The sequence below is a fragment of the Paenibacillus sp. RC84 genome (genome assembly GCF_041260495.1).
Taxonomy (GTDB): domain Bacteria; phylum Bacillota; class Bacilli; order Paenibacillales; family NBRC-103111; genus Paenibacillus_F.
Map to the genome: position 1 here is coordinate 334,299 of NZ_JBGBYL010000005.1, position 20,504 is coordinate 354,802.

The 20,504-nt window shown below is 53.0% G+C and carries 16 protein-coding genes; 9 read left to right on the forward strand and 7 right to left on the reverse strand.

Features of this window, described 5'->3' with window-relative positions; all coding sequences use genetic code 11:
- Nucleotides 1-69 precede the first annotated feature (69 nt).
- Together ABH899_RS14105 and ABH899_RS14110 are read right to left on the reverse strand one after the other, a co-directional pair.
- Nucleotides 70-990: an iron-hydroxamate ABC transporter substrate-binding protein gene (locus ABH899_RS14105; RefSeq protein ID WP_009674252.1), complete on the reverse strand. Its 921-nt coding sequence runs from the start codon at nucleotides 988-990 to the stop codon at nucleotides 70-72.
- A gap of 4 nt (nucleotides 991-994) precedes the next feature.
- Complete coding sequence (locus ABH899_RS14110; RefSeq protein WP_009674244.1) at nucleotides 995-1,786, reverse strand: ABC transporter ATP-binding protein; 792 nt, start codon at nucleotides 1,784-1,786, stop codon at nucleotides 995-997.
- Between the two features lie 195 nt (nucleotides 1,787-1,981).
- Here ABH899_RS14110 and ABH899_RS14115 point away from each other — a divergent pair, with 195 nt between their 5' ends.
- Complete coding sequence (locus tag ABH899_RS14115) at nucleotides 1,982-3,031, forward strand: NAD(P)/FAD-dependent oxidoreductase (protein ID WP_369997155.1); 1,050 nt, start codon at nucleotides 1,982-1,984, stop codon at nucleotides 3,029-3,031.
- A 215-nt stretch (nucleotides 3,032-3,246) separates the two neighbouring features.
- Here ABH899_RS14115 and ABH899_RS14120 read toward each other — a convergent pair whose 3' ends face one another.
- A complete protein-coding gene (locus tag ABH899_RS14120; RefSeq protein WP_369997158.1) occupies nucleotides 3,247-3,666 on the reverse strand; it encodes a GNAT family N-acetyltransferase in 420 nt (139 codons plus the stop codon).
- A gap of 260 nt (nucleotides 3,667-3,926) precedes the next feature.
- On the reverse strand, nucleotides 3,927-4,586 hold the full coding sequence (locus tag ABH899_RS14125) for a hypothetical protein (RefSeq protein ID WP_369997160.1): 660 nt from the start codon (nucleotides 4,584-4,586) through the stop codon (nucleotides 3,927-3,929).
- Between the two features lie 323 nt (nucleotides 4,587-4,909).
- Between ABH899_RS14125 and ABH899_RS14130 the strand changes: the two genes are divergently transcribed.
- On the forward strand, nucleotides 4,910-5,413 hold the full coding sequence (locus ABH899_RS14130; protein ID WP_369997163.1) for an SRPBCC family protein: 504 nt from the start codon (nucleotides 4,910-4,912) through the stop codon (nucleotides 5,411-5,413).
- Nucleotides 5,414-5,582: 169 nt separating this feature from the next.
- Here the strand turns inward: ABH899_RS14130 and ABH899_RS14135 are convergent, their stop codons facing one another.
- The 3 genes from ABH899_RS14135 to ABH899_RS14145 all read right to left on the reverse strand — a co-directional run bounded on the left by ABH899_RS14135 (nucleotide 5,583) and on the right by ABH899_RS14145 (nucleotide 10,782).
- On the reverse strand, nucleotides 5,583-7,244 hold the full coding sequence (locus tag ABH899_RS14135; protein ID WP_369997166.1) for an extracellular solute-binding protein: 1,662 nt from the start codon (nucleotides 7,242-7,244) through the stop codon (nucleotides 5,583-5,585).
- Between the two features lie 99 nt (nucleotides 7,245-7,343).
- Nucleotides 7,344-8,963: a response regulator transcription factor gene (locus ABH899_RS14140; RefSeq protein ID WP_369997169.1), complete on the reverse strand. Its 1,620-nt coding sequence runs from the start codon at nucleotides 8,961-8,963 to the stop codon at nucleotides 7,344-7,346.
- Nucleotides 8,944-10,782, reverse strand: a complete 1,839-nt coding sequence (locus ABH899_RS14145) for a cache domain-containing sensor histidine kinase (protein ID WP_369997172.1) — start codon at nucleotides 10,780-10,782, stop codon at nucleotides 8,944-8,946. Before ABH899_RS14145 ends, ABH899_RS14140 begins: the two co-directional genes overlap by 20 nt.
- 143 nt (nucleotides 10,783-10,925) lie before the next feature.
- Here ABH899_RS14145 and ABH899_RS14150 point away from each other — a divergent pair, with 143 nt between their 5' ends.
- The 7 genes from ABH899_RS14150 to ABH899_RS14180 all read left to right on the forward strand — a co-directional run bounded on the left by ABH899_RS14150 (nucleotide 10,926) and on the right by ABH899_RS14180 (nucleotide 20,329).
- Entirely contained in the window at nucleotides 10,926-11,876 is a 951-nt protein-coding gene (locus ABH899_RS14150; RefSeq protein WP_369997175.1) for an ABC transporter permease, read from the forward strand.
- Between the two features lie 15 nt (nucleotides 11,877-11,891).
- A complete protein-coding gene (locus ABH899_RS14155) occupies nucleotides 11,892-12,764 on the forward strand; it encodes a carbohydrate ABC transporter permease (protein WP_369997177.1) in 873 nt (290 codons plus the stop codon).
- A gap of 176 nt (nucleotides 12,765-12,940) precedes the next feature.
- On the forward strand, nucleotides 12,941-13,468 hold the full coding sequence (locus ABH899_RS14160; protein ID WP_369997180.1) for a sigma-70 family RNA polymerase sigma factor: 528 nt from the start codon (nucleotides 12,941-12,943) through the stop codon (nucleotides 13,466-13,468).
- Nucleotides 13,446-14,537: an anti-sigma factor gene (locus ABH899_RS14165; protein WP_369997183.1), complete on the forward strand. Its 1,092-nt coding sequence runs from the start codon at nucleotides 13,446-13,448 to the stop codon at nucleotides 14,535-14,537. Before ABH899_RS14160 ends, ABH899_RS14165 begins: the two co-directional genes overlap by 23 nt.
- Nucleotides 14,528-14,875: a hypothetical protein gene (locus tag ABH899_RS14170; protein WP_369997186.1), complete on the forward strand. Its 348-nt coding sequence runs from the start codon at nucleotides 14,528-14,530 to the stop codon at nucleotides 14,873-14,875. Before ABH899_RS14165 ends, ABH899_RS14170 begins: the two co-directional genes overlap by 10 nt.
- A 381-nt stretch (nucleotides 14,876-15,256) precedes the next feature.
- Nucleotides 15,257-19,807, forward strand: a complete 4,551-nt coding sequence (locus tag ABH899_RS14175; protein WP_369997189.1) for a galactose-binding domain-containing protein — start codon at nucleotides 15,257-15,259, stop codon at nucleotides 19,805-19,807.
- A gap of 117 nt (nucleotides 19,808-19,924) precedes the next feature.
- Entirely contained in the window at nucleotides 19,925-20,329 is a 405-nt protein-coding gene (locus tag ABH899_RS14180; RefSeq protein WP_369997192.1) for an NUDIX hydrolase, read from the forward strand.
- Nucleotides 20,330-20,504: the final 175 nt, after the last annotated feature.

Genomic DNA, 20,504 nt, shown 5'->3' on the forward strand with positions numbered 1-20,504 from the left:
CTCATCTTTTCTGTACTGGAATGGAAGAAGGAATTCTTTCGAGAAAGAATCCCTTCAGGGTGGCGCTGCTTATTTGCCGAGATTCTTGATAAAGAAATCGAGCTGATAATCGAGGGTAAGCGGATCGTTGAAGTAAAACTCTTTGGCGTTTGCTTCAAACACATGGCCGTTTTTAACCGCCGGGATGTTTTTGTACGTTTCCGTCTGCTGGAACGAATGATCGGCATCCGGATTTTTACTGAAGATGACATAATCGCCGGCATACTGCGGCAGCACTTCGGCCGATAAAGCGTAGTAGCCGTCTTTGAGCGCCATTTCTTTCACTTTATCGGGCATTTTCAACTTCATTTCCTGATAGAGGATTTCCGTGCCGCGTCCCCAGTTATCGCCGAAGACGTACAGCTGTTTGTCGAAGCTTTCAATGACGGAAATCGTCTTATCCGCTCCGATTTTGGCTTTAATCTCGTCTCCGGCCTTGGCCGCCCGTTTTTTGAAATCGTCGACCCAAGCTTTAGCCTCTTTTTCTTTATTGAGCAGTTTGCCGATCTCCAGATGCTGCGTGAGATAATCGACTTTTCCGTATGTAAAGGTAACGGTAGGGGCGATCTGTTTCAGCTTGTCGGCGTTTTTGATATTGGAGAGGCCGATGATCAGATCCGGCTTCAGCTCGATGATTTTCTCCAGACTTTCGTCGGAAACTTCTTGAACGTCCTTTAATTTGTCGAAACGGGGATTCTTTTTGGACCAGGAATCCACGCCCGCCAGGTTTACGTTGAGAGCCATCACGTTACCGGTGAAGGACGAAAGCACGATAACACGCTGGGGGTTTGCGGGAACTTCAACCGGACCGCTTTCGGACTGGTAGGTGATGGTCGCAGGTTGTTTGTTGTCCGAAGCGCCTCCTTTATCGGCGGTGGTTTCCCGCTTGGCGCCGCAGGCGGATAGAGCGAGAACCAGAACGAGCAGAATGGGTAGCAGAAGTTTTTTCATGATGTCAATCTCCCTTTATTAAATTATAGGTGCAGCACATCGGCTTGTTCGTACGCGGATCGCGGCCGATCTCCGCATCGATCTGAAACACTTGCTTCAGAACTTCATGGCTTATTACTTCTTCGCAATTCCCGGCCTTTACGACTTCGCCGTCTTTAAGGGCGATGATATAGTCGGCGAACCGGGCGGCTTGGTTGAGGTCGTGAAGGACCATGACAATGGTGCGCCCCTGCTCCAGGTTCAGCTTTTGCAGAAGCTCAAGAACTTCCAGCTGATGCGCCATATCGAGGTACGTGGTGGGCTCGTCAAGGAAAATAATGTCCGTCTCCTGAGCCAGCGCCATGGCGATCCAGACGCGCTGCCGCTGTCCTCCCGACAAGGCGTCGACGGGGCGGTACTTGAACTCATTCGTGCCCGTGACCTCAAGCGCCCAATCGATGACCTCGTAGTCCTTCTTCGATAACCGGCCGAAGCCCGTCTGATACGGAAACCGGCCGTAGGATACGAGTTCGCCGACCGTAAGCCCGTTTGCGCTTTCCGGAGACTGGGGGAGGATGGCCATTTTTCGGGCCAAAACTTTAGTGTTTTCCTTGGAAATCAGTTCGCCGTCCAGAAGGATAGAGCCCGACTGATGGGAAATAATCCGGGTCGCGGCTTTCAACAGCGTCGATTTGCCGCAGCCGTTGGCGCCGATAATCGTCGTGATTTTTTTGTCGGGAAACGATACGCTCAAATTTTTAACGATTAAACGTTCCCCATACCCAATATTCAGTTCATCTGTATATAGGCGAACCATGATGCAACCCCCAGTAGCTGTGTAAAAATAAATACCTTTTCATTGATAATGATTATCATCATCAGTACATAACTACTTTAAAGGGGGGGCAAACATTTGTCAACCTGCATTTTGACTTGTAAAATTCAAGAAAAGATCGTATATTTTATTGAGAATGATAATCAATCACAACTCTAAGGCAAGGAGTGAGGGAACATGAACGAGAAAGAACTATTCGATGTAACCGTCATTGGAGGGGGGCCGGCGGGTCTCTACTCCGCTTTCTATAGTGGGTTAAGGGAACTCAAAACGAAGATCATCGAGTTTCAGCCGCATTTGGGCGGGAAAATTCATGTGTACCCGGAGAAGATGATCTGGGATGTCGGGGGACATACGCCTCTTACCGGGGCCCAGCTCATTGAAAAGCTGGTGGAACAGGGGTTGACGTTCCGTCCCGAAGTGGTGCTGAATGAGAAGGTGGAGTCGATTAACCGCGACGACGAAGGAAATTTTGTTTTACATACCGCATCCGGGCAAACGCATTATTCCAAAACGGTGATCGTGGCTGTCGGCGGAGGAATTTTGAAGCCGCAAAGGCTGCAAATCGAGGGAGCGGAGCGGTACGAGGTTTCGAACTTGAACTACACGGTGAAATCGCTGCAGCGCTTCAAGGACAAGACGGTGATCATTTCCGGGGGCGGAAATTCGGCGGTCGACTGGGCGAACGAGCTGGAATCCGTAGCGAAGCAGGTGTATCTGACCCACCGCAAAGATGCGCTAACCGGGCATGAAGCTCAGGTTAAACAGCTGATGGAAGGCTCCGCCGTCTGCTTCCTGAATTCGTCGATCACGAGGCTGATCGCGGCTTCCAGCCATGACATTATCGAGTATGTCGAACTGACGAATCACCTGACGGGTGAGCTTACACATGTGCCGGTCGATGAAGTGATCATCAATCACGGCTATGAACGGGACAGCACTCTGCTCAAAAGCAGCGGGCTGGATATTGAGCTTGCGGACGATTTCTACATTGCGGGCAATGCTTCGAGCGTCTCGACCGTGGAAGGGCTTTATGCGGCCGGGGATATTTTGAAGCATGACGGCAAGCTGCATTTAATCGCAGGCGCTTTCCAGGACGCGGCGAATGCGGTCAACCAGGCGAAGCAGTATATCCAGCCCGGCTCGGATAAAACCGGCATGGTTTCTTCCCACAACGACATCTTCAAGAAGCGGAACCGCGAGCTTGTGAAGCAGATGATGGGGTAGGAGCGCTACGTTCCGGTACGGGATGCCAGACCAAAAAAGGTTCGTGTACCACCTTGTTCTCAAGGCAGGTTCAGGAACCTTTTTACTCGTGCGGGGACGGGGTTCGCCGGGCGGCTCTATGGGAGGGGAAGCTTCAGACACGCCGGCAAGCATTTGCTCACAGGAGCGAACCGAAGCTCACCCGTGACTCCCCTGAGACTAATCTTCCACGCCTTTTAAACCGGCTGCCGGGAAATTCTCGACATTCCGTAAAAGTCCGGGTACATAAGCTTAAACCCGAACGATTGGTACAACCGGATTCCCGGCGTATCCGAGATGACAATCACCTGGGAACCTTCAGACGTATTCTCTTCCAGGTAACGGACAATTTCCTTCATAAGCGTCTCTTCGGTACCCGTTCTTTGATCCCGGCAAGAAGGATGCACCAGTATGTCCACCACTTGAAAATAGCAGGCTCCGTCCCCGACGATTCTTCCCATTCCCATGAGCCGGGATTTCTCGTCACGGGCAACAACCGTGAAAATGGAGCCGCTCAAACCGGCCGCGGCTGCGGCTTCTTCCAAGGGAGCTAACCCTGTGAGTCTCCTCAACTCGGCATACTCCACAGGGGCGGGCCGCTCATGCTTAACGTACATATCAACCTCTCCTTTCTTCCTATATCCTCACTATACAACATGGATGCAAGTGATAAGGAAGCGGCGATATCGCGGGGATTTTAGGGAGTCGGCGTACATAAAGATTATCTTAGCACTTTAATCTTTTAGTTTAGAAATTCCGGTTTCATCCCATAAAATCAAAAAAGAACCGCGCAAAGCGGTTCTTTTTAGGAAGGTAAGCGGTGTACGAGCCGCTTCGGACACGGATGGCGCTGCCGTCCGATCATAAAGCCGTCGTTTTATTTGCCGGCTTTTAACGTGGTGCCCAGCGGATTGCTCGAATTGATCACATAATCCCCTTGGCCGCCGAGCGGGAAGTCCGGAGAAATATTGCTCGGGAAAGCGGTGTAGCTACCGCCGGATTGCGATTGCACGAGCACGTTGCTGAAAGAAGCGTTGGTGTAGCTGTTTTTGTCCTGGTTATCCAGCGTGGAATGAACCATTTTTACGGTTGTTGCCGCTTTAAGCGCACCCGCATTCGCGACCGGAAGGTTTATATAAGCCGCGACGCCGTTTACATAGAGAGTGGCGGTGTCGTTCAAGTTATTGACCAGCTTCAGGGAGATTGTATCCCCGGGGTTGGGCTGGACAGTCAGCGGCGCCGTTTTGTTCGAGGCACTTCCTTCGCCGCCGCCGCAGTTCAGGAATTTGTTCCAGCCCGTGGAAGGCTTAAATGAAATGCCGCCTTCGCATACGACGTCCAGCCCGAGGTAGAACGCGATGTAACTGCCGTCATTCGATACATTCCAAGTACTCGGGATCGTCAGCGTCCCCTGGATCGCCGTATGCTTGGTGGTCGTGATCAGACGCGCGGCGCCTTGTCCGGTGACGGCAAAAGCAGACGAGGCAAAGAACAGGAACGTAAAGAGGGAGAGCAGTGAAATACCGATTTTTTTCATCAAATGACCTTCTTTCGTTAATTTTTTTCGGAGCGCTAGTCGTAATCGCCCAAGCGTTTACTCTATTACAACTAAATAGAAGTACACCCATATACTAGAATCTTTTTGGGGATTCCAATAGATGATCCTAATTACTATATCTGGTAGATTGATGACTAGATGGTATAATCCTTTATTAATTTTCTTTGAAAAGAAGATATTGTTCGAAAATGCTTAGCCATTTTGTTTTTACATCCCCGACTGATAAACTAACAGAAGAACAACCGGTCAGACGGTCGCCGTCGAAATGATCTGAAATTGTGGAGGTTAACCAGGAGGAGATTATGATGCTGGCGATTCTTGAAAAGGACCCGGACGGATACGTCGCACGTTTTGACCGTTCTTTTGGGCATTCCGCTGAGGCGTTGTGGTCCATGCTTACGGAGAATGACAAGCTGTCCCGCTGGTTTTCCGAGCTGGAGGTAGGGGAACTGCGTGAAGGCGGATTTATCCGATTCAATATGCCGGACGGCAGCTTTGAAAAACTGGACATCCTGGAGCTGCACCCTCCCTCTATATTCGAATATACGTGGGGAGAGGACCGGGTACGTTTTGAACTGTATCCCGAACAGGAAGGATGCCATTTGGTTTTGATCGAAAAGCTGCAAGCCATAACCGCGCATACCCCGAAAGACCTCGCAGGCTGGCACGTATGCCTGGAGGTGGTCCGGCTCCTGTTGGACGGAGAGGAAATTCCCTCCCGGAAGAAGGAATGGGAAGCGTGGTACGAGAAATACACCCGTCACGTGGATGCGTTTCTTGCCGAAGACGGCAGTCAAGGGAACTGAGACGATCTGGGAGTGATTGCGGGACGGACCGGTAAGGACGGTATTAGAAGCACGATAAGCACACGAAAAAAACGGAAGTCCGGAGGTAAGTTCCGGACTTCCGCATACCAAAAAGCCCGGCAGCGGATCGTCAAGCGATCCGTTTGCCGGGCTTTTTTCGGTGAAACCGCTATTTGGACGAGACCGACTTATACCAGTCGTTGACTTCTTTCGTAATTTGCTCGCCGCCGTTTGCTTTCCAGTTGGCGACAAATTCGTCAAAAGCCGTGATGGGCAGTTTGCCGTAAATAATTTTGTTGAACGTTTCCATTTCCGATTGACGGAGAAGGTTCCACTTGGACACCATCGTCGGCGTAGCCGCACCTGTAAAATAGTTCTGCTTGCGGATGTCCCGCTGGGACATGACGACTTTGGCCGCGGCCCAGTTTTCCGGTTTGCGGAATTCGGCCATCTGCTTCTCGTAAGGGGTCTCCGGTGTTTTACCGTCGGCGAGTTTCACGAGCGTTTTCATATACAGATCCGGAATTCGGGCAGGACCGGTCAAGAACGGGAACTCATTCGAGAAATCTTTGATTTTCTCTTTGTCGCTGGTCGGTTTCCCGTCGATGAGATCCCAGTCGTAGCCTTTTGCAAAGCCGTATTCATAGTTGCTTCCGGCTGCCGGGTTAGCCAGGTTGTCGAGCAGGTAGTTGTAATACAGGAAGATCGCTTCCGGATGTTTGGCGTCTTTGTTGATCATGATACTGGCGTTAACGCCGGAATTTTGCCATTTCGTCCCGATTTGGCCGTTAGGTCCGGCAGGTATCGGATAGGCTTTATATTTCGCGCCTTTTACGTTTTTAAGCAAATCCGGTGCGGGCCAGTCCGGTACCCAGTTGGCTCCGGGCAGAATGCCTGCGGTACCCTTGGTCCAGCTTTCCGCCGATTTGGCTTCGTCCCACAAAGCGGAATCCGTATGGATGTAGCCTTTGTCCATCCATTCTTTCAGCTTGGCGAGGGCTTCTTTGGCGCCGGGGTTGGTGGAGCCGTACTCAAGGCTGCCGGAAGCGTCCTTGTTCCACTGCTCCTGGATCGTTCCGTATGCGCCGAACAGCCAGTCAAGCGACCCCATCCAAGTGTTCGTATTGTTTTTCAGCGATATAGCTAGGGGAAAAACGTCTTTCGGAGCGAGACCGTCCGGGTTTTGGTTTTTGAATTTGTCCATGATATTTTCCAGATCGGCAATCGTCTTAGGCGCCTGAAGGTTCAGCTTTTCCATCCAGTCTTCGCGCAGCCACAGCAGGGTGTCGTCATTGTCGGTATACTCGAGAATCGGCATGTTGTATTTCTTGCCGTCTCTCGTGAACGGATACCATAATTCCGGATGCGCTGCGGAATGATCTTTTAAAATTTTGTTGGCGTACTTGTCGAAAAGCTCGTCAATCGGCATGAACTGGCCGGAATCGATGAGCTGATTGGTCAGGACCGGATTGGTCGGCACGGATACGAAATCAGGCAGTTTTTCACCCGAAGCGATCGCAAGCTGAAGCTTTTGCTTATATTGGTCATCATTGGCCGGATACCAGGTATCCTTATGTTTAATGCCTAACGTTTCTAGCATCCACCGATCGTGGACGTTGTTCTCCTTGGTGTCGCCCTGAACGTACTTCTTGGGCATCAGCACCGAGCTGATTTCAATCGGCGGATCATATTTTCCTTTGGAGAAGGCGGCTTCGGCTCCGGAGGAAGCAGGACTGCCTTTCGATGTGTCATTGGATGCTCCGCCGCAGGCCGTAAGCGTGACAAGTCCCGCCGTGATGAGAACCGATCCCAATTTCCTGAACTTGACCATTCGTCATTTCCCCCTACTTGTGTGATCCTTACAAGTGTTACTGTATCAATTTTCCGGGGAAAGCATCTATATGAGTTTGTTAGTTTCGATAGGAATCTGTCATGGTAATAAAGCCCCGTCACGGTATTCCTGGGGGGTAACCCCGAAATGGCGCTTGAACACTTTGATAAAATAGGCCGGGTCCATGTAGCCGATTTCCATGCTGATTTCATACACTTTCTTGCCGGTGGCTTTGAGCAGATGACAGGCGCGTTCCATGCGAAGCCGGGAGATATACTCGCTGATGCCTTCGCCCGTCTCGATCTTGTATATTTTGGACAAGTGGGTCGGATGCAAATTGATATGGTCCGCCAAAGCCCGCAGGGAGACGTCTTCGTGCAAATGTTTATCCGCATACTCCTGTATCTTCTTCACGTACTGCGAGCGGCTGTCCTTGACGCTGCTGGAGCTGACTTCTTTGAGCTTGGTAAGCACGCTCAGCGACCATTTTCCGAGTTTTTTGATGGTGACAAAAGCCTCTCCGCTTTGCAGCGCTCCCATATCTTCTGGCCCGAGCAGCTTCGTAAGCGTATAGCCGCTGCGGTGGGCGAGATTGCTGAAGGAAGCGGTGATGAGGAATCCGGCTTCCATGCAGTGCTCCCAGGATTCCGGCCATTTCTCCTCCAGCTCCGTACAAACGGCCGCCAGCTTGGCTTCCGCCGCATCCCAGTGACCGGCCTCCAGCAGGTTAATGAGGGAGGGGGGAACGTACAGCGCGTTCAGCGGCCCCTGCGCCGGCGTGTGGTCGACTTCGTTGACGCGTACAACGAAATCCCGTTCGTCGCCAACGATTTCCCGGAAATAGGAGGAAGCCTGCCGGAAACGGTCGGGCAGCTGCTCCGGAAAGGCGAACCATTCCGTGATGACGATGGAGAGGGAGCCTTTCAGGAACTGCTTCACTTTGTGCTGGAGCTGCTGGGAAAGCTTCTCCAGGAGGGTTTCTTGACCGGCGCCGCCGGCGGATTCTTTGAGCTGCAGGAGAAACACCAGATAGCCGTGCTCCTCCTTGACGCCCCACACTTCCATGAATTCGCCCATGATCTCCTCGGCCATATTCATGATTGCATATTCGATCAAGGGCTGTCCGTTGTTCTTGTACCGGCCGAATTCTTCTTCGAGCCTGACGAGCATTAACGCGCTGTTCTCAAAATGGAACGGCAGCCCGTAGTCGCTGAGCTTCCGGTGCCATTCGTCCGTGGACAGCCGACGGCCTTGCAGGGCATCGAGCAGAAGCTGTCCGCGCAGAATAGGCAAATTCTCGCGAAGCGTATGCCGGGTGCGCTCCAGCGAGCTGATCAGTTCCCATTCCGCCTTGAGCTGATCCATCGCGGTTTTGACGGCGCCGAACAGCTCCTGGTCGGTAGGCGGCTTAAGCAGATAATCGACGGCGTTGTGCCGGAGCGCTTTTTTGGCGTATTCGAATTCCGAATGTCCGGACAGGATGATGCACTTCATCTTCTTGTCGCGGATTCTTATTCGTTCGATCAGCTCGATGCCGGTCATTTCGGGCATCTGAACGTCCGAGATCACGATATCGATCGGATGGGTATCGATGATTTGCAGCGCCTCGTGGGCGGAGTAAGCCCGGTGCACCTGTTCGATTCCGAGTTCGTGCCACGGCTTGTGCAGGGACAGGTTGTCTACCCAGTGGGCTTCATCGTCAACGATGATCATTTGCATGTCTAAGGTCTCCTTGAGGTCTCGAATAGTCGGATATATGTGCGGCAGGAGGGAGCTCCCAGACGATTTCGGTCCGGAGTCCGCCAAGAGGCGATTTGACGAAAGCCAGATAAGACCGGCTGCCGAATTGGTGCATGATGCGCTGATTCGTGTTCCACAAGCCGCAGCCCATTTCTTCCTGCAGCGGCTCCCGCATTTTCCGGTTCAGCGCCGACTCCTGCTCGGCATTCAATCCCGGTCCGTCGTCATCGACATAGATTCTGCAGAAGCCGTCCGATATCTCGCCGGTGATCCGGATTTCGCCGGAGGTATAGGATTTGCCGACTCCGTGAATGACGGAGTTTTCCACAATCGGCTGGAGTATCAGGCGCGGAACGGACTGGCTGCGCATTTCTTCGGGAATGTCGATCCGGTAGTCGATCCGGCCGTTCCGGAGCTTCTGGATATCGAGATAGTTGACAAGCAGCTTGATCTCTTCTTCGAGAGAGGCCGTCTCCCGTTCCATCCTCGTGGTATAGCGGTAATAGGCGCTCAAATTATAAGCCATCGCGACGACGGCTTCCTCATCTTTCATCTGGGCCATGTTAATAATGTAGCCCAGGCAGTTATACAGGAAATGAGGATTAATTTGAGCCTGAAGCTGTTTGAGCGTCGCTTCCCGGGCACGAATTTTCTCGTTGAACACGTTCTCGATCAGGTCCTGGATCTGGCGGGACATATCGTTAAACCGGTAGAACAGGAACGAAAATTCGTTGTGGTCCCGGGTATGCAGACGGACGGAATAGTCTCCGCGCTGAACACGGCGCAGTCCGTTGATCAGCTTGAGAATCGGCTTCTGGACGTTCCGGTACAGCAGAATCGAGGCCGAAATGCCGACAACGAACAGGAGGAACATCGAGAAGTAGAACAGATCCCGGCTGAACGAAATGGGTCCCAGGATCTGATCGAGCGGAACCACATCAACCAGATGCCAATCCAGGTAGGACGATTTTACGGAGCTGACCAGATAATTTTTGCCGTCCAGCTTGACGACATGCTGCGTCGTATTGTCGGGGGAGTGCTCGTCCAGGTAGCTTATCAATTGTTCCGACAGGCGCTTATCCGCACTGCGGTTCAAGATCGGCGTATCCCCTTTGTGGTAAAAAAACGGATCGCCTTGTCCGCCCGCTTTGTAGGTATCCAGCATATTCTGGATATTCTCATAGCTGAAGCTCGCTTCGATGACGAGACTGCTGCCCGTCAACATGCCGGGCTGGGCAAGAGAGTCATTATAGAACCAGTAAAAAGCGTCCAGCCCTCCCGGAGCTTTGCCGCTTCCGTCCCCGTAGGTCCATTTCCCGCTCCTGTTATTCTGTAAATAGTCCTCGTCGAAGGCCGGCGATTTGTAATTGGAGATGACGTCTTTGTTCTGCTGGGAGTAGACCGCGTACCGGGCCGGCCAAATGTCGGTCACCCGGGACTGGAGCGCCATTTTCTCCTGAATGACATACCGCGTCTGCATCCGGTCGTAGCGGTCTTCCCATATATTCAATCCGTTGAATTTACTCACATTCGGATCTTTCGCGAAGACCAGGCTGAAATCCATCATCTGACTGATGCGCGAATCGATCTGACCCGACAAAAACGTAAGCTGTTTGGTGCTGGACTTCTGCAGCTCTGTGCTGACGACATTGAAAGTCACGTCGTTTGAATACGTATACACAAGAATAATCGGGATAAAAAGAACGATGATCAAGGTGTTCATTTTGGCAAACAGACTGTATCTGTACCGCGCTTTTCCCCGGACTTTCGTAACTATTCCCGCTAATCCCAAACCCATTCCGATCTCCTCCAGACCCTGCCCCTAATAAATCCCTATGGAAGCCTAACATTGTACTATAGTCAGCTTTCCGAAATGCTTGCTACTATTTATAGCAGAGATTCATCGAACACACAAAATAATTTTTGGGGCGGGAGAGAGCGATGGAAGCTAACACGGTACAGCAGGTGAATGCCGGGAAATTCAGGCGCACAGACAGACAAAAAGGCTACAAGCAGCCATGGATCCTGCATTTGATGGTCCTTCCGGCGGCCGTTCTCGTGTTTATATTTTCGTATATCCCCATGTCGGGGATTATCATGGCTTTCCAGGAATATAAACCGGCACTGGGGATTTCGGGCTCTCCCTGGGTCGGATTGAAGCATTTCCGGTATATGTGGGAAAACGATTATTTTTTAAAAATTACGTGGAACACGTTGTTCTTCGCTTGTTCGAAAATGGTCGTGAATCTGATCATTCCGTTTTTCTTTGCTTTGCTGCTTAACGAAGTGCGGAAAAAGGCTCTGAAAAGAACGATTCAAACGCTCGTCTATTTGCCGCACTTTCTGTCCTGGGTGACGCTTTCGGGAATCTTGATCGATATGCTCGCTCAGACCGGACTTATCAACCAATTTCTTGTTGCCGTGTTCGGCATCAAGCCGATTTTCTTCCTGGGAGACGGCAGCTGGTTCCGATTCACGATCATTTTCAGTGACGTCTGGAAGGAATTCGGTTTTAACACGATCATCTTCCTGGCGGCGCTCTCAGGCATTAACCCGTCGCTGTATGAAGCGGCAGAAGTGGACGGGGCCGGACGCTGGAAGCAGACGTTCTACATTACGATTCCCGCGCTCATCCCGATTACGATCGTGATTGCGACTCTGGCGCTCGGCAACGTGCTCAACGCGAACTTTGACCAGGTGTTCAACCTGTACAGCCCGCTCATTTACCGGCAGGGCGATATTATCGACACGTTCGTGTACAGGGAAGGTCTTCTCAGCGGGCAGTTCAGCTTTGCCACGGCCGTCAGTCTGTTCAAATCGTTTATCAGCCTGATCCTGATCGCGGTCTCGTACAGACTGGCCTACCGGTTTGCCGGGTACCGAATTTTCTAGAAGGGAAGTGAGCGCATGTATCATAAAACACTGCCATACCGGATATTCAGTCTGTTCAACAATGTGTTTTTAACGGGTCTGGCCATTCTTTGCCTGCTTCCTCTGTATCACCTGCTGATGGTGTCCCTCAGTGCTTCGGCTCCGGCGAATGCGGGACTGGTCACCTTCTGGCCGATCGGCTTTACATTCGAAGCCTACGCCAAAACATTCGATAACGCGAATTTCCTGTCGTCGTTGTGGGTGTCCGTGCAGAGAACCGTGATCGGGACGGCGCTGGCCCTGGTCGTGAACACCATTGCCGCCTACGCGCTGTCCAAAGAAAGTCACGTATTCCGTGCCCGCAATCTGTATCTCTGGTATTTTGTCGTGACGATGCTGTTCAGCGGGGGACTTATTCCAAGCTATATTCTGATCCTGAAGCTCGGACTAATGAACACGTTGATGGCCCTTATTCTTCCCGGGCTGGTGGGTGTCTTTAACATTATTCTGCTCATGAACTTCTTCCGCACGGTGCCCAAAGATCTGGAGGAAGCGGCTTTTATCGACGGGGCCGGCCAGTTCCGCACGTTCCTGAGCGTGTACCTGCCGGTTTCTCTGCCCGTCGTGGCTACCGTCTCCTTGTTTATGATGGTCGGGCATTGGAATTCGTATTTCGACGGGATCATCTATATCCGGGATTCGGAGAAGCTTCCGCTTGCCACGTTTATGCAGACGATCATCGTGCAGGCGGACATGTCGAAGCTGGACCCGGCAGCCGTTGCCAGCTTGTCTCAGCGTACGATCCGGGCGTCGCAAATCTTTATCAGCGCCCTGCCCATTTTGCTCGTGTATCCTTTCTTGCAGCGCTATTTCGTAACCGGCATCGTGGTAGGCGCGGTGAAAGAATAGGCCGGTTAATCGGCGGAGACTAACTTATCTATAGAACAAACAGAAAAAACCTTGTGGAGTTTCATCGCTAAAAACCGTGCGCCGCACGGTTTTTTTTGGTTTGGATGCAAGTTTGGACGAACCGGTTATGCAACTTTTAACAGGAGATAACCGTGTTTTTACCGAAGGAGGAGAACATGAATGAATCGTTGAGTCTGGAAGACATTTACCGCAAGTATTTCAAAGACCTATACGCTTATCTGTTTTCCTTGTGTAAAGATCACCATTTGACGGAAGATATTCTTCAGGAAACCTTCTATAGAGCGTATGTGAACCTGGAGGATTACAGCGGAACAAGGATCAAACCGTGGCTTTTTACGGTGGCCAAAAACACGTATATCGACTATTTGCGCAAGCACAAACGGATGGATTTAAAACAGGATGAATTTTTTGCTCAAGTATCTGTTAAGGGGTCTACCGAACAAACTTTTTTGGAGAAAGAAGGGAAAGAAGAAATTGTGCAGGCGGTTTCCTCGCTTCCGGATAAGTACCGGGATGCCGTACGGCTGTGTGATGTGGAGGAAATGTCCTGCCAGGCGGCGGCCGATGTTTTGAACCTGAAACTTTCTACGTTAAAAAGTCTGCTTTTCCGGGGGAGACAGAAATTACGGCAAATGAAAAGAACGGAGAGTGAGCCCGGCCATGAACCACCAAGATCCGTTTAGAGAACGCCTAAAAGCGTTCAGAGAAGGAACATTGTCCGAAGCGGACGAGCGTGAAATGGAAGAAGAACTCGATAAATTGGATGCTTACAACGCGCTGCTGGAAGAGGAGATGGGAGGAAATGTTCCCGGAAAACAAAGCGAGGAGATGATTATCGGCAGGAGCAAGTGGAGGGCCAGATGGACTTCCACCCTGATTACACTTGTCGTCCTGCTGCTGATTTTGCCCGCAGCGTATATGGGAACACTCGTCTATTATGCGCTTCATCCGTCCTTGAATGCGAACAAATTGATCGAAGTCCTGGACAAAACCGTCTATGTTACCGAACCGAATATGACTTTGGAAGAGATGCAGATCGAAACGCAGGTGCATCCGTTGTCGCTAACCGTCGATATGGAGCTGTGGAAAAAAGTCGGGAACCGGGACATCCGTGCGGGAAAGCAGTCGGCGTCCTTTATACTCGGAAGGCCGAACGGTTTTCCGAAGGTGGAGTACTTTACGGATGCTCCGCTGCCGAAAGTTTCGACCGAAGAGAACCGGATGCTCGTTCATCCGGGGTTTCCGAGCTTGCCCTATTTGACGGGCACGGAATGGCGCCGGCTTGAAAAGCTGCCGGAAGGAACGGTGGCCGAAGCCTACGTTTCGCTGAACCGCGTTACCGGCACGGACGAAGCGCTCAAAGCGCTTCAAAGCGGCTCGGTCGAAGTCGTCTGGTATGCGGTAGACACCGGCTTCGAGCAGCGGGGCGTGGACAGCGGTGGCCGCGTGATCGGACCGATCGGCTATCCGGCACAGGAGGACTGGGACGCGTGGTCGCCTTTTAACGATACGAAAGAAAACGCGGAGCAGTTTATGGACACCCTCGTTTTTCTGAAAAACTATGAAAAGATGGCGGCGTTATTTTCCCGCAGCCAATCGCTGGAACTGGATAAGAGAATCCGTTATTTGAAAGACAACGGGATCAAAACGTATGGAGCTGTCGTGACAGGGCCTGTCAAGGATCTGGCCGCTCTGAGCAATAACCCCCTGGTCCGGGGAATTAAAGTCGGGGAGGTCCGGTTATGGAACTGACTTCATGGTTTGTCGGTTTTAAAAAGAAAAGGCCCGCAAACGGAAAAAACGGCAGGCCGGGCAGCCCTTTTCTCAAAGAATCGTGGGCGGGGTATATGTCCTGCAGTCTGGCGGTGGTTCAACTGGCCGTTATCAATCTCACGTTTCTGTTTAATGTGTGGACGCTGGACGTTCTTGAATTTCTTTTTGCCGCCAGCACGTTAAGCGCGCTAACCGGTCTTTTCCTGCGAAACCGGAGTAAAAAGCTGTGTCTTTGGGCTCTCGCGATCCAACTGGTTTATGTCCTTTTCCTGGCGGTGGTATTCGTGACGGGCTGGATGATTAATCCGAAGCCTTGATCGGCAGCGGAACCGGGAGACGCGAGCTAAGGTGCCCCGTTGAACGATCAGCGAGAGCCGCTGTGAAGAAGCCTCCGTATAGGAGGCTTTTTTTGTTTGAAGTGCTGAGGCGCTAAACATCCGGTTCGGGAGGGTGTCCGATACCCGAAGTAAACGATTGTATATAAATGTAAGAAGTTATCTCTTTTTAACAGGGAAGGGGGGCTTTTAGTATTAACAGTGGAAGGGTCTATTCTTCGCATCAAGCGTCGGAAGGAGGGGAATGAAGAAACCGGAAAATAAATCGGAAAGCAACAGCAGGAGCCGGGCCCGACCTATGTCTCTTACGCGCAGGACGGAAAAACGAGCTAAAGTCCTTCACAAAGAAATGAGGATGAGTAAATGAAGACGAATCAAGGAATGAAAGCGAAGCTTTCCTTCATGCTGACATTTGTACTTGTATTCTCGATCGTTTTAAGTGCGGGCCAACCCGCCGTGTATGCCGCTCAAAACCCGCTCGGGCTAGGAGCGGACGTGCAAACGGGAAATGCTCCGCTAGACACTCCAGTTACGGAAGAAACGTATGGCGGATCGGCTGAACGGCCGGCTCCGGACGTACGTCCCGGGCCCTTGCTTCTGAACGCACCGGCCGGCGGCAGCGAAAACTTTGCCCTGAAGAAATCCGTTAAAGTTTCGGGCAATGAAGTGGATTACGGCTTGTATCCCGAGATGGCCGTGGACGGGGATATGGGGACCCGGTGGTCTTCCGCCAAAACGGACGATCAGTGGTTCGAGGTCGATCTCGGCGGGAAAAGGGAGATCGGCCAAGTGGCGATCCATTGGCAGACGCCCGCCAAATCGTACCGGGTGCTCACTTCCGTATACGGCGACGTATGGGAGAACATCCGAGAGAATGACGGCCTGATCCAATGCGAAGGCGGCAAAGAAGTGCTGAATTTCCCTTCCCGTGAAGCGAGATACGTCAAGTTCCAAGGCGTGGAGCGTGCGCCGGCGAGTGACGGCATCCTGTACGGGTATTCTTTTTACGAATTCGAGGTGTATAAAGAGGACCCGATCGCCAAAATCATCGGCGGCATTCAAAAGCTAGACCCGGTCGTGAAGGGGCAGACCTCTCTAAATCTGCCTGCCATGCCGCCCGGTTATAAAATATCCGTGTACGGCAGCGACGCTCTGCCGGTCATCGACAAAGAAGGAACCGTTCACCCGCCGTTGTCGGACCGAACCGTCCAGCTCCTTCTGCAGGTGGAGAGCGAATCCGATCCTTCGCGGAAAGGAGTAACCGGCAACATCGGCGTGCATATTCCCGGGTTGTACACACAGACACCGGGTCTCAATCCCGAACCGAAAGTCATTCCTTCGCTGCGCGAATGGGCCGGGGGAACGGGCCGCTTTGCCCTGTCGGCCTCCTCCAGGATCGTAATAAGCGAGCCTGCTTTGCGGCAAACGGCCGAGATCGTCCGGGCCGATTTGCAAGAGATGACCGGCCTGAATCCGCAGATCGTGCAGGGCAAAGCATCCGCCGGGGACGTGTACATGACGCTGGACCCGGCTATGAAGCATCTGGGCGCGGGAGGTTATCTGCTGGATGTGAAGGAGTCCGTTACGATTACAGCTCCGGAAACGAAAGGCGTTTTCTGGGCAACCCGATCGGTTCTGCAGATTCTGAAACAAGACCCTGAGCGCCGCCATCTTCCGGCCGGAACCGCACGCGACTACCCCAAGTACGAAACGAGGGGGCTGATGATCGATGTCGCCCGGAAGTTTTATACGATTGATTTTCTGCGGGATTACGTGAAATTGCTGGCCTGGTACAAGATGACGGACCTGCAGATTCATCTGAACGATGACGTCGGCGTTCCGTTTAAGAACGGGCAGCGAGCCGCCTTCCGTCTGGAAAGCGAGCGTTATCCCGGCCTGGCGAGTTCCGACGGTCATTACACGAAGGAGGAGTTCCGCGAGCTGCAGCGTCTTGGAAGCGATTACAGAATTAACATCATCCCTGAAATCGATACGCCGGGCCACTCGCGCATTTTCACGACGTACGATCCTTCGCTCGGCACGGACCACTCCCTCGATATTACGAAGCCCGCTGCCGTGAATTTTGTCAAAAGTCTTTTCGACGAATATATCGACGGCTACAACAATGGAGACCCGACATTTCTCGGGCCGGATGTCCATATCGGGACGGACGAATATTGGGGGCCTTCGAAAGAGGTTTTCCGCGGCTATATGGATACGCTTATCAAGCACATCAACAGCAAAGGCAAGCATCCGTATTTATGGGGAGGGCTGAACGAATATGCCGGGTCCACTCCCATCAGCAGCGAGGCCACCATGGGCATCTGGTATGAGCCGTACGGAGGGCCGAAACAAGCGATGGATTTGGGCTATGACATCGTCAATTTCGATACCAATTATATGTATCTTGTTCCGCGGCTGTACCGCGATTATTTGAATACCCCGTTTCTTTACCGGCAGTGGGAGCCGGTGAAATGGCCGGGCGTAACGCTGCCTTACGGGCTTCCGCGGCTCAAAGGCGGCATGTTCGCCATCTGGAACGATATTTCGTACGAAACCGGCGTTTCGATGGACGATTCTCATGTCCGGATGCTGCCCGCGATGCAGGTTCTTTCGGAGAAAATGTGGCAGGGAGCGCGGGAAGGCAGCGATTACGACGCGTTTATGGCGACGGCGGCTGAAATCGGCGAAGCGCCGGGCGTGAACCGCCTGCACCGCATACATGTGGATCAGCCGGACGGCTTGGCAATCCGGTATCCGTTCGACGGGGGGACGGAAGACACTTCCGGAAACAAGTTTCACGGAAAAGGCGAGAATATCGCTTTTACAGAAGGAAAATACGGCAAGGCAGCCCAATTCCGGGGCGGAAAAAGCTACGTCGAGACCCCGATTGACACGATGGGCTTCGGCTGGACGGTTTCCATGTGGATCAAGCCGGAACGGGATAACCCGGACGATGCCGTACTGATGGAGTCTCCTATCGGGAAAATTAAGCTGAAACAAGGAAAAACGGGCAAATTGGGCTTTTCCAAAGAGGATTACGACAGCGTATTCAACTATGAGGTACCGGCTGACAAATGGACGCATCTATACTTGACGGGGGATGCGGCCGGGGTGTCTCTGTATGTGAACGGCAACGAATACGCCGAAAAACTCGGTTTGCCGGTCAGACGCATTCAGACGCTGATGCTGCCGGTTCAGAAAATCGGAAGCGAAACGAACGCCTTTAAAGGCGCGATCGACAATCTGCACATTTACAACGAATTTCTGCCTCTGCTGGATGTCAATAATCGGGCTCTTCATCAAAAAGCGGAGTCCTCACCCCTCGAAGCTCCCGAGCATACGCCGGGCAATACGATCGACGGCAATTTGTTCACCCGGTGGTCGAGCGCGTACGATGACGCTTCCTGGATGATCGTCGATCTCGGAGAAGCCCAGACGATCAACAAAATCCAGATCGGATGGGAGACGGCGGCGGAGAAGTTCAAGCTTCTCGTATCCGAAGACAAGCAGACATGGACCAATGTCAAAGGGGGTGACACGATCCTGTCTTCCGCCGGCAAGCTGGACACGATCGACTTTCAGCCTGTAAAGGCGAGGTACGTTAAATTCCAGGGAGTCGAGAGAAAACCGGTAGACGGCACCAAATACGGGTACTCGATCTACGAGTTCGAAGTATTCGGCGACGACAAAATGGCGCCGTACCAGGAATTGATCGCCGAAGCCGGCAAGCTGCTGTCTACCGGAAAAGGCAGTCCGGATATACGCCGCCAGGTGGAGAATCTGCTGCTGGAGTATCCGGTCCGCTTCGAAACGGTCATAGACACGCTCCGCGATTTAAACGCCCGTTTAAAAGAGTCCATCGACCATCCGGGAACGGACCCTGATCCGGGGAGTCCGGAAGACGGAGGCAGCGGTACGGGTACAGGCGGCGGCTCAAGCGGCGCAGGCGGTACACAGCCTGACGGCGAGACCGGCCTACTCACGTTGAAGCCGGGCGAAGGGGGAACAACTCGTCTTGGAAGCGAGATCAGTATCGAGATTCCTGCCGGAGCCTCGAAGGAAACCGTTACGTTCGGTATCCGAAAAATCACGGCACCTTCCGGTCTTATTGGCGGGGAACAGGAGAGAGTCAGTCCTGTCTTTGAAGTGACGCGCAGCGCAGGCACAAGTCTGGTAAAGCCGATTAAGGTAACACTGGCTTACGAAGCGGGGAAGACAGGCGCGGGCCGTCAAGCTGCCGTTTTCACCTATGATCCCGACCGGAAAGAGTGGACCCGGCTCGGAGGCGCAGCCACGGGCGGCAAAATCAGCGTGGAGGCGGCCGACACGGGGATATTCGCCGTCTTTGCCGTGAAGGAGGCCGGCGCGAATCCGCCTCCGCTTTTCCGGGACACCGCCGGACACTGGGCGGAGGAAGCGGTCTCCCGAGCAGCCGCGGAGGGGATTGCCGACGGGTATCCCGACGGCACATTCCGGCCGGACGTCAGGGTGACGCGGGCTGAATTCACGGTGCTGCTGGCAAGAGCGCTGCACCTTGAAGGCAACGCGGCCCTGCCCGGCTTTGCGGACGCGGCCGATATCGGCGCCTGGGCCGGGACGGCGGCGGCTCAAGCCGTCGAAGCCGGCATCGTCGACGGCTACGAGGACGGCACGTTCCGGCCCGGGGCGGATATCACCCGCGCGGAGATGGCGGTCATGGCCGCCCGTGCGCTGAAGCTGCCGGCGGAGCCGACGGCGCAGACCGGTTTTGCCGACGACGGCGACATTCCGGTCTGGGCACGCGGGTATGTCGGCGCAGCCGCCGGGCTGGGACTTGTCGCGGGACGCGACGGCGGCATATTCGCGCCGGGTGATCCGGCTTCGCGTGCGGAAGCCGTAACGCTGCTGCTGCGGGCCGCCGGCCGGAAATGAACAGCCGGCCGCGGTGTGAAGACCGAGGTGCCCCACCCGCTTTGTACTTGCCTGCGCCTTTGAAAAAAGGACGGAAGGTGGTATACTTTTGAGAAAAATCAAGCGGGGGTACACCGTATGACAGCAGCAAGTATTGATAAAATCGCGTGGATCTATGTGGAAAACGGCCGCATTCTTAGCGCGCGTTCCAAAGGAAAAAATACGTATTACATTCCCGGCGGCAAACGGGACCCCGGCGAAACCGACACGGATACGCTTGTGCGTGAAGTGGAGGAAGAGGTTTCCGTCCGCATCAAACCCGAAACGGTGTCGCATTTCGGGACGTTCGAAGCCCAGGCTCACGGAAAAGAGGAAGGAGTTCTCGTGCGGATGGCTTGCTACCAAGCGGATTTCGAAGGCGATCTAAGCCCGGCTTCCGAAATCGAGGAGCTGGTCTGGTTAGCTTACGGCGACCGGGAACATGTCTCTCCTGTCAGCCGGCTCATTTTCGACCGGCTTCATGAACTAAAGCTGCTTCTGTAGCGGGTATAGCCGGTAGACCGCATCCGGCACAAAAGAAATGTTCTAGTGGGAGCAACCAGTAACGGCTATACCAGAGACTCATTTGATCAATACATGAGACAAAGTAGTATCTATACTTGAGACTGATTTTAAAACCAGCAGCGGCAAAAACTTTGCCGCTGCTGGTTTTTTCATT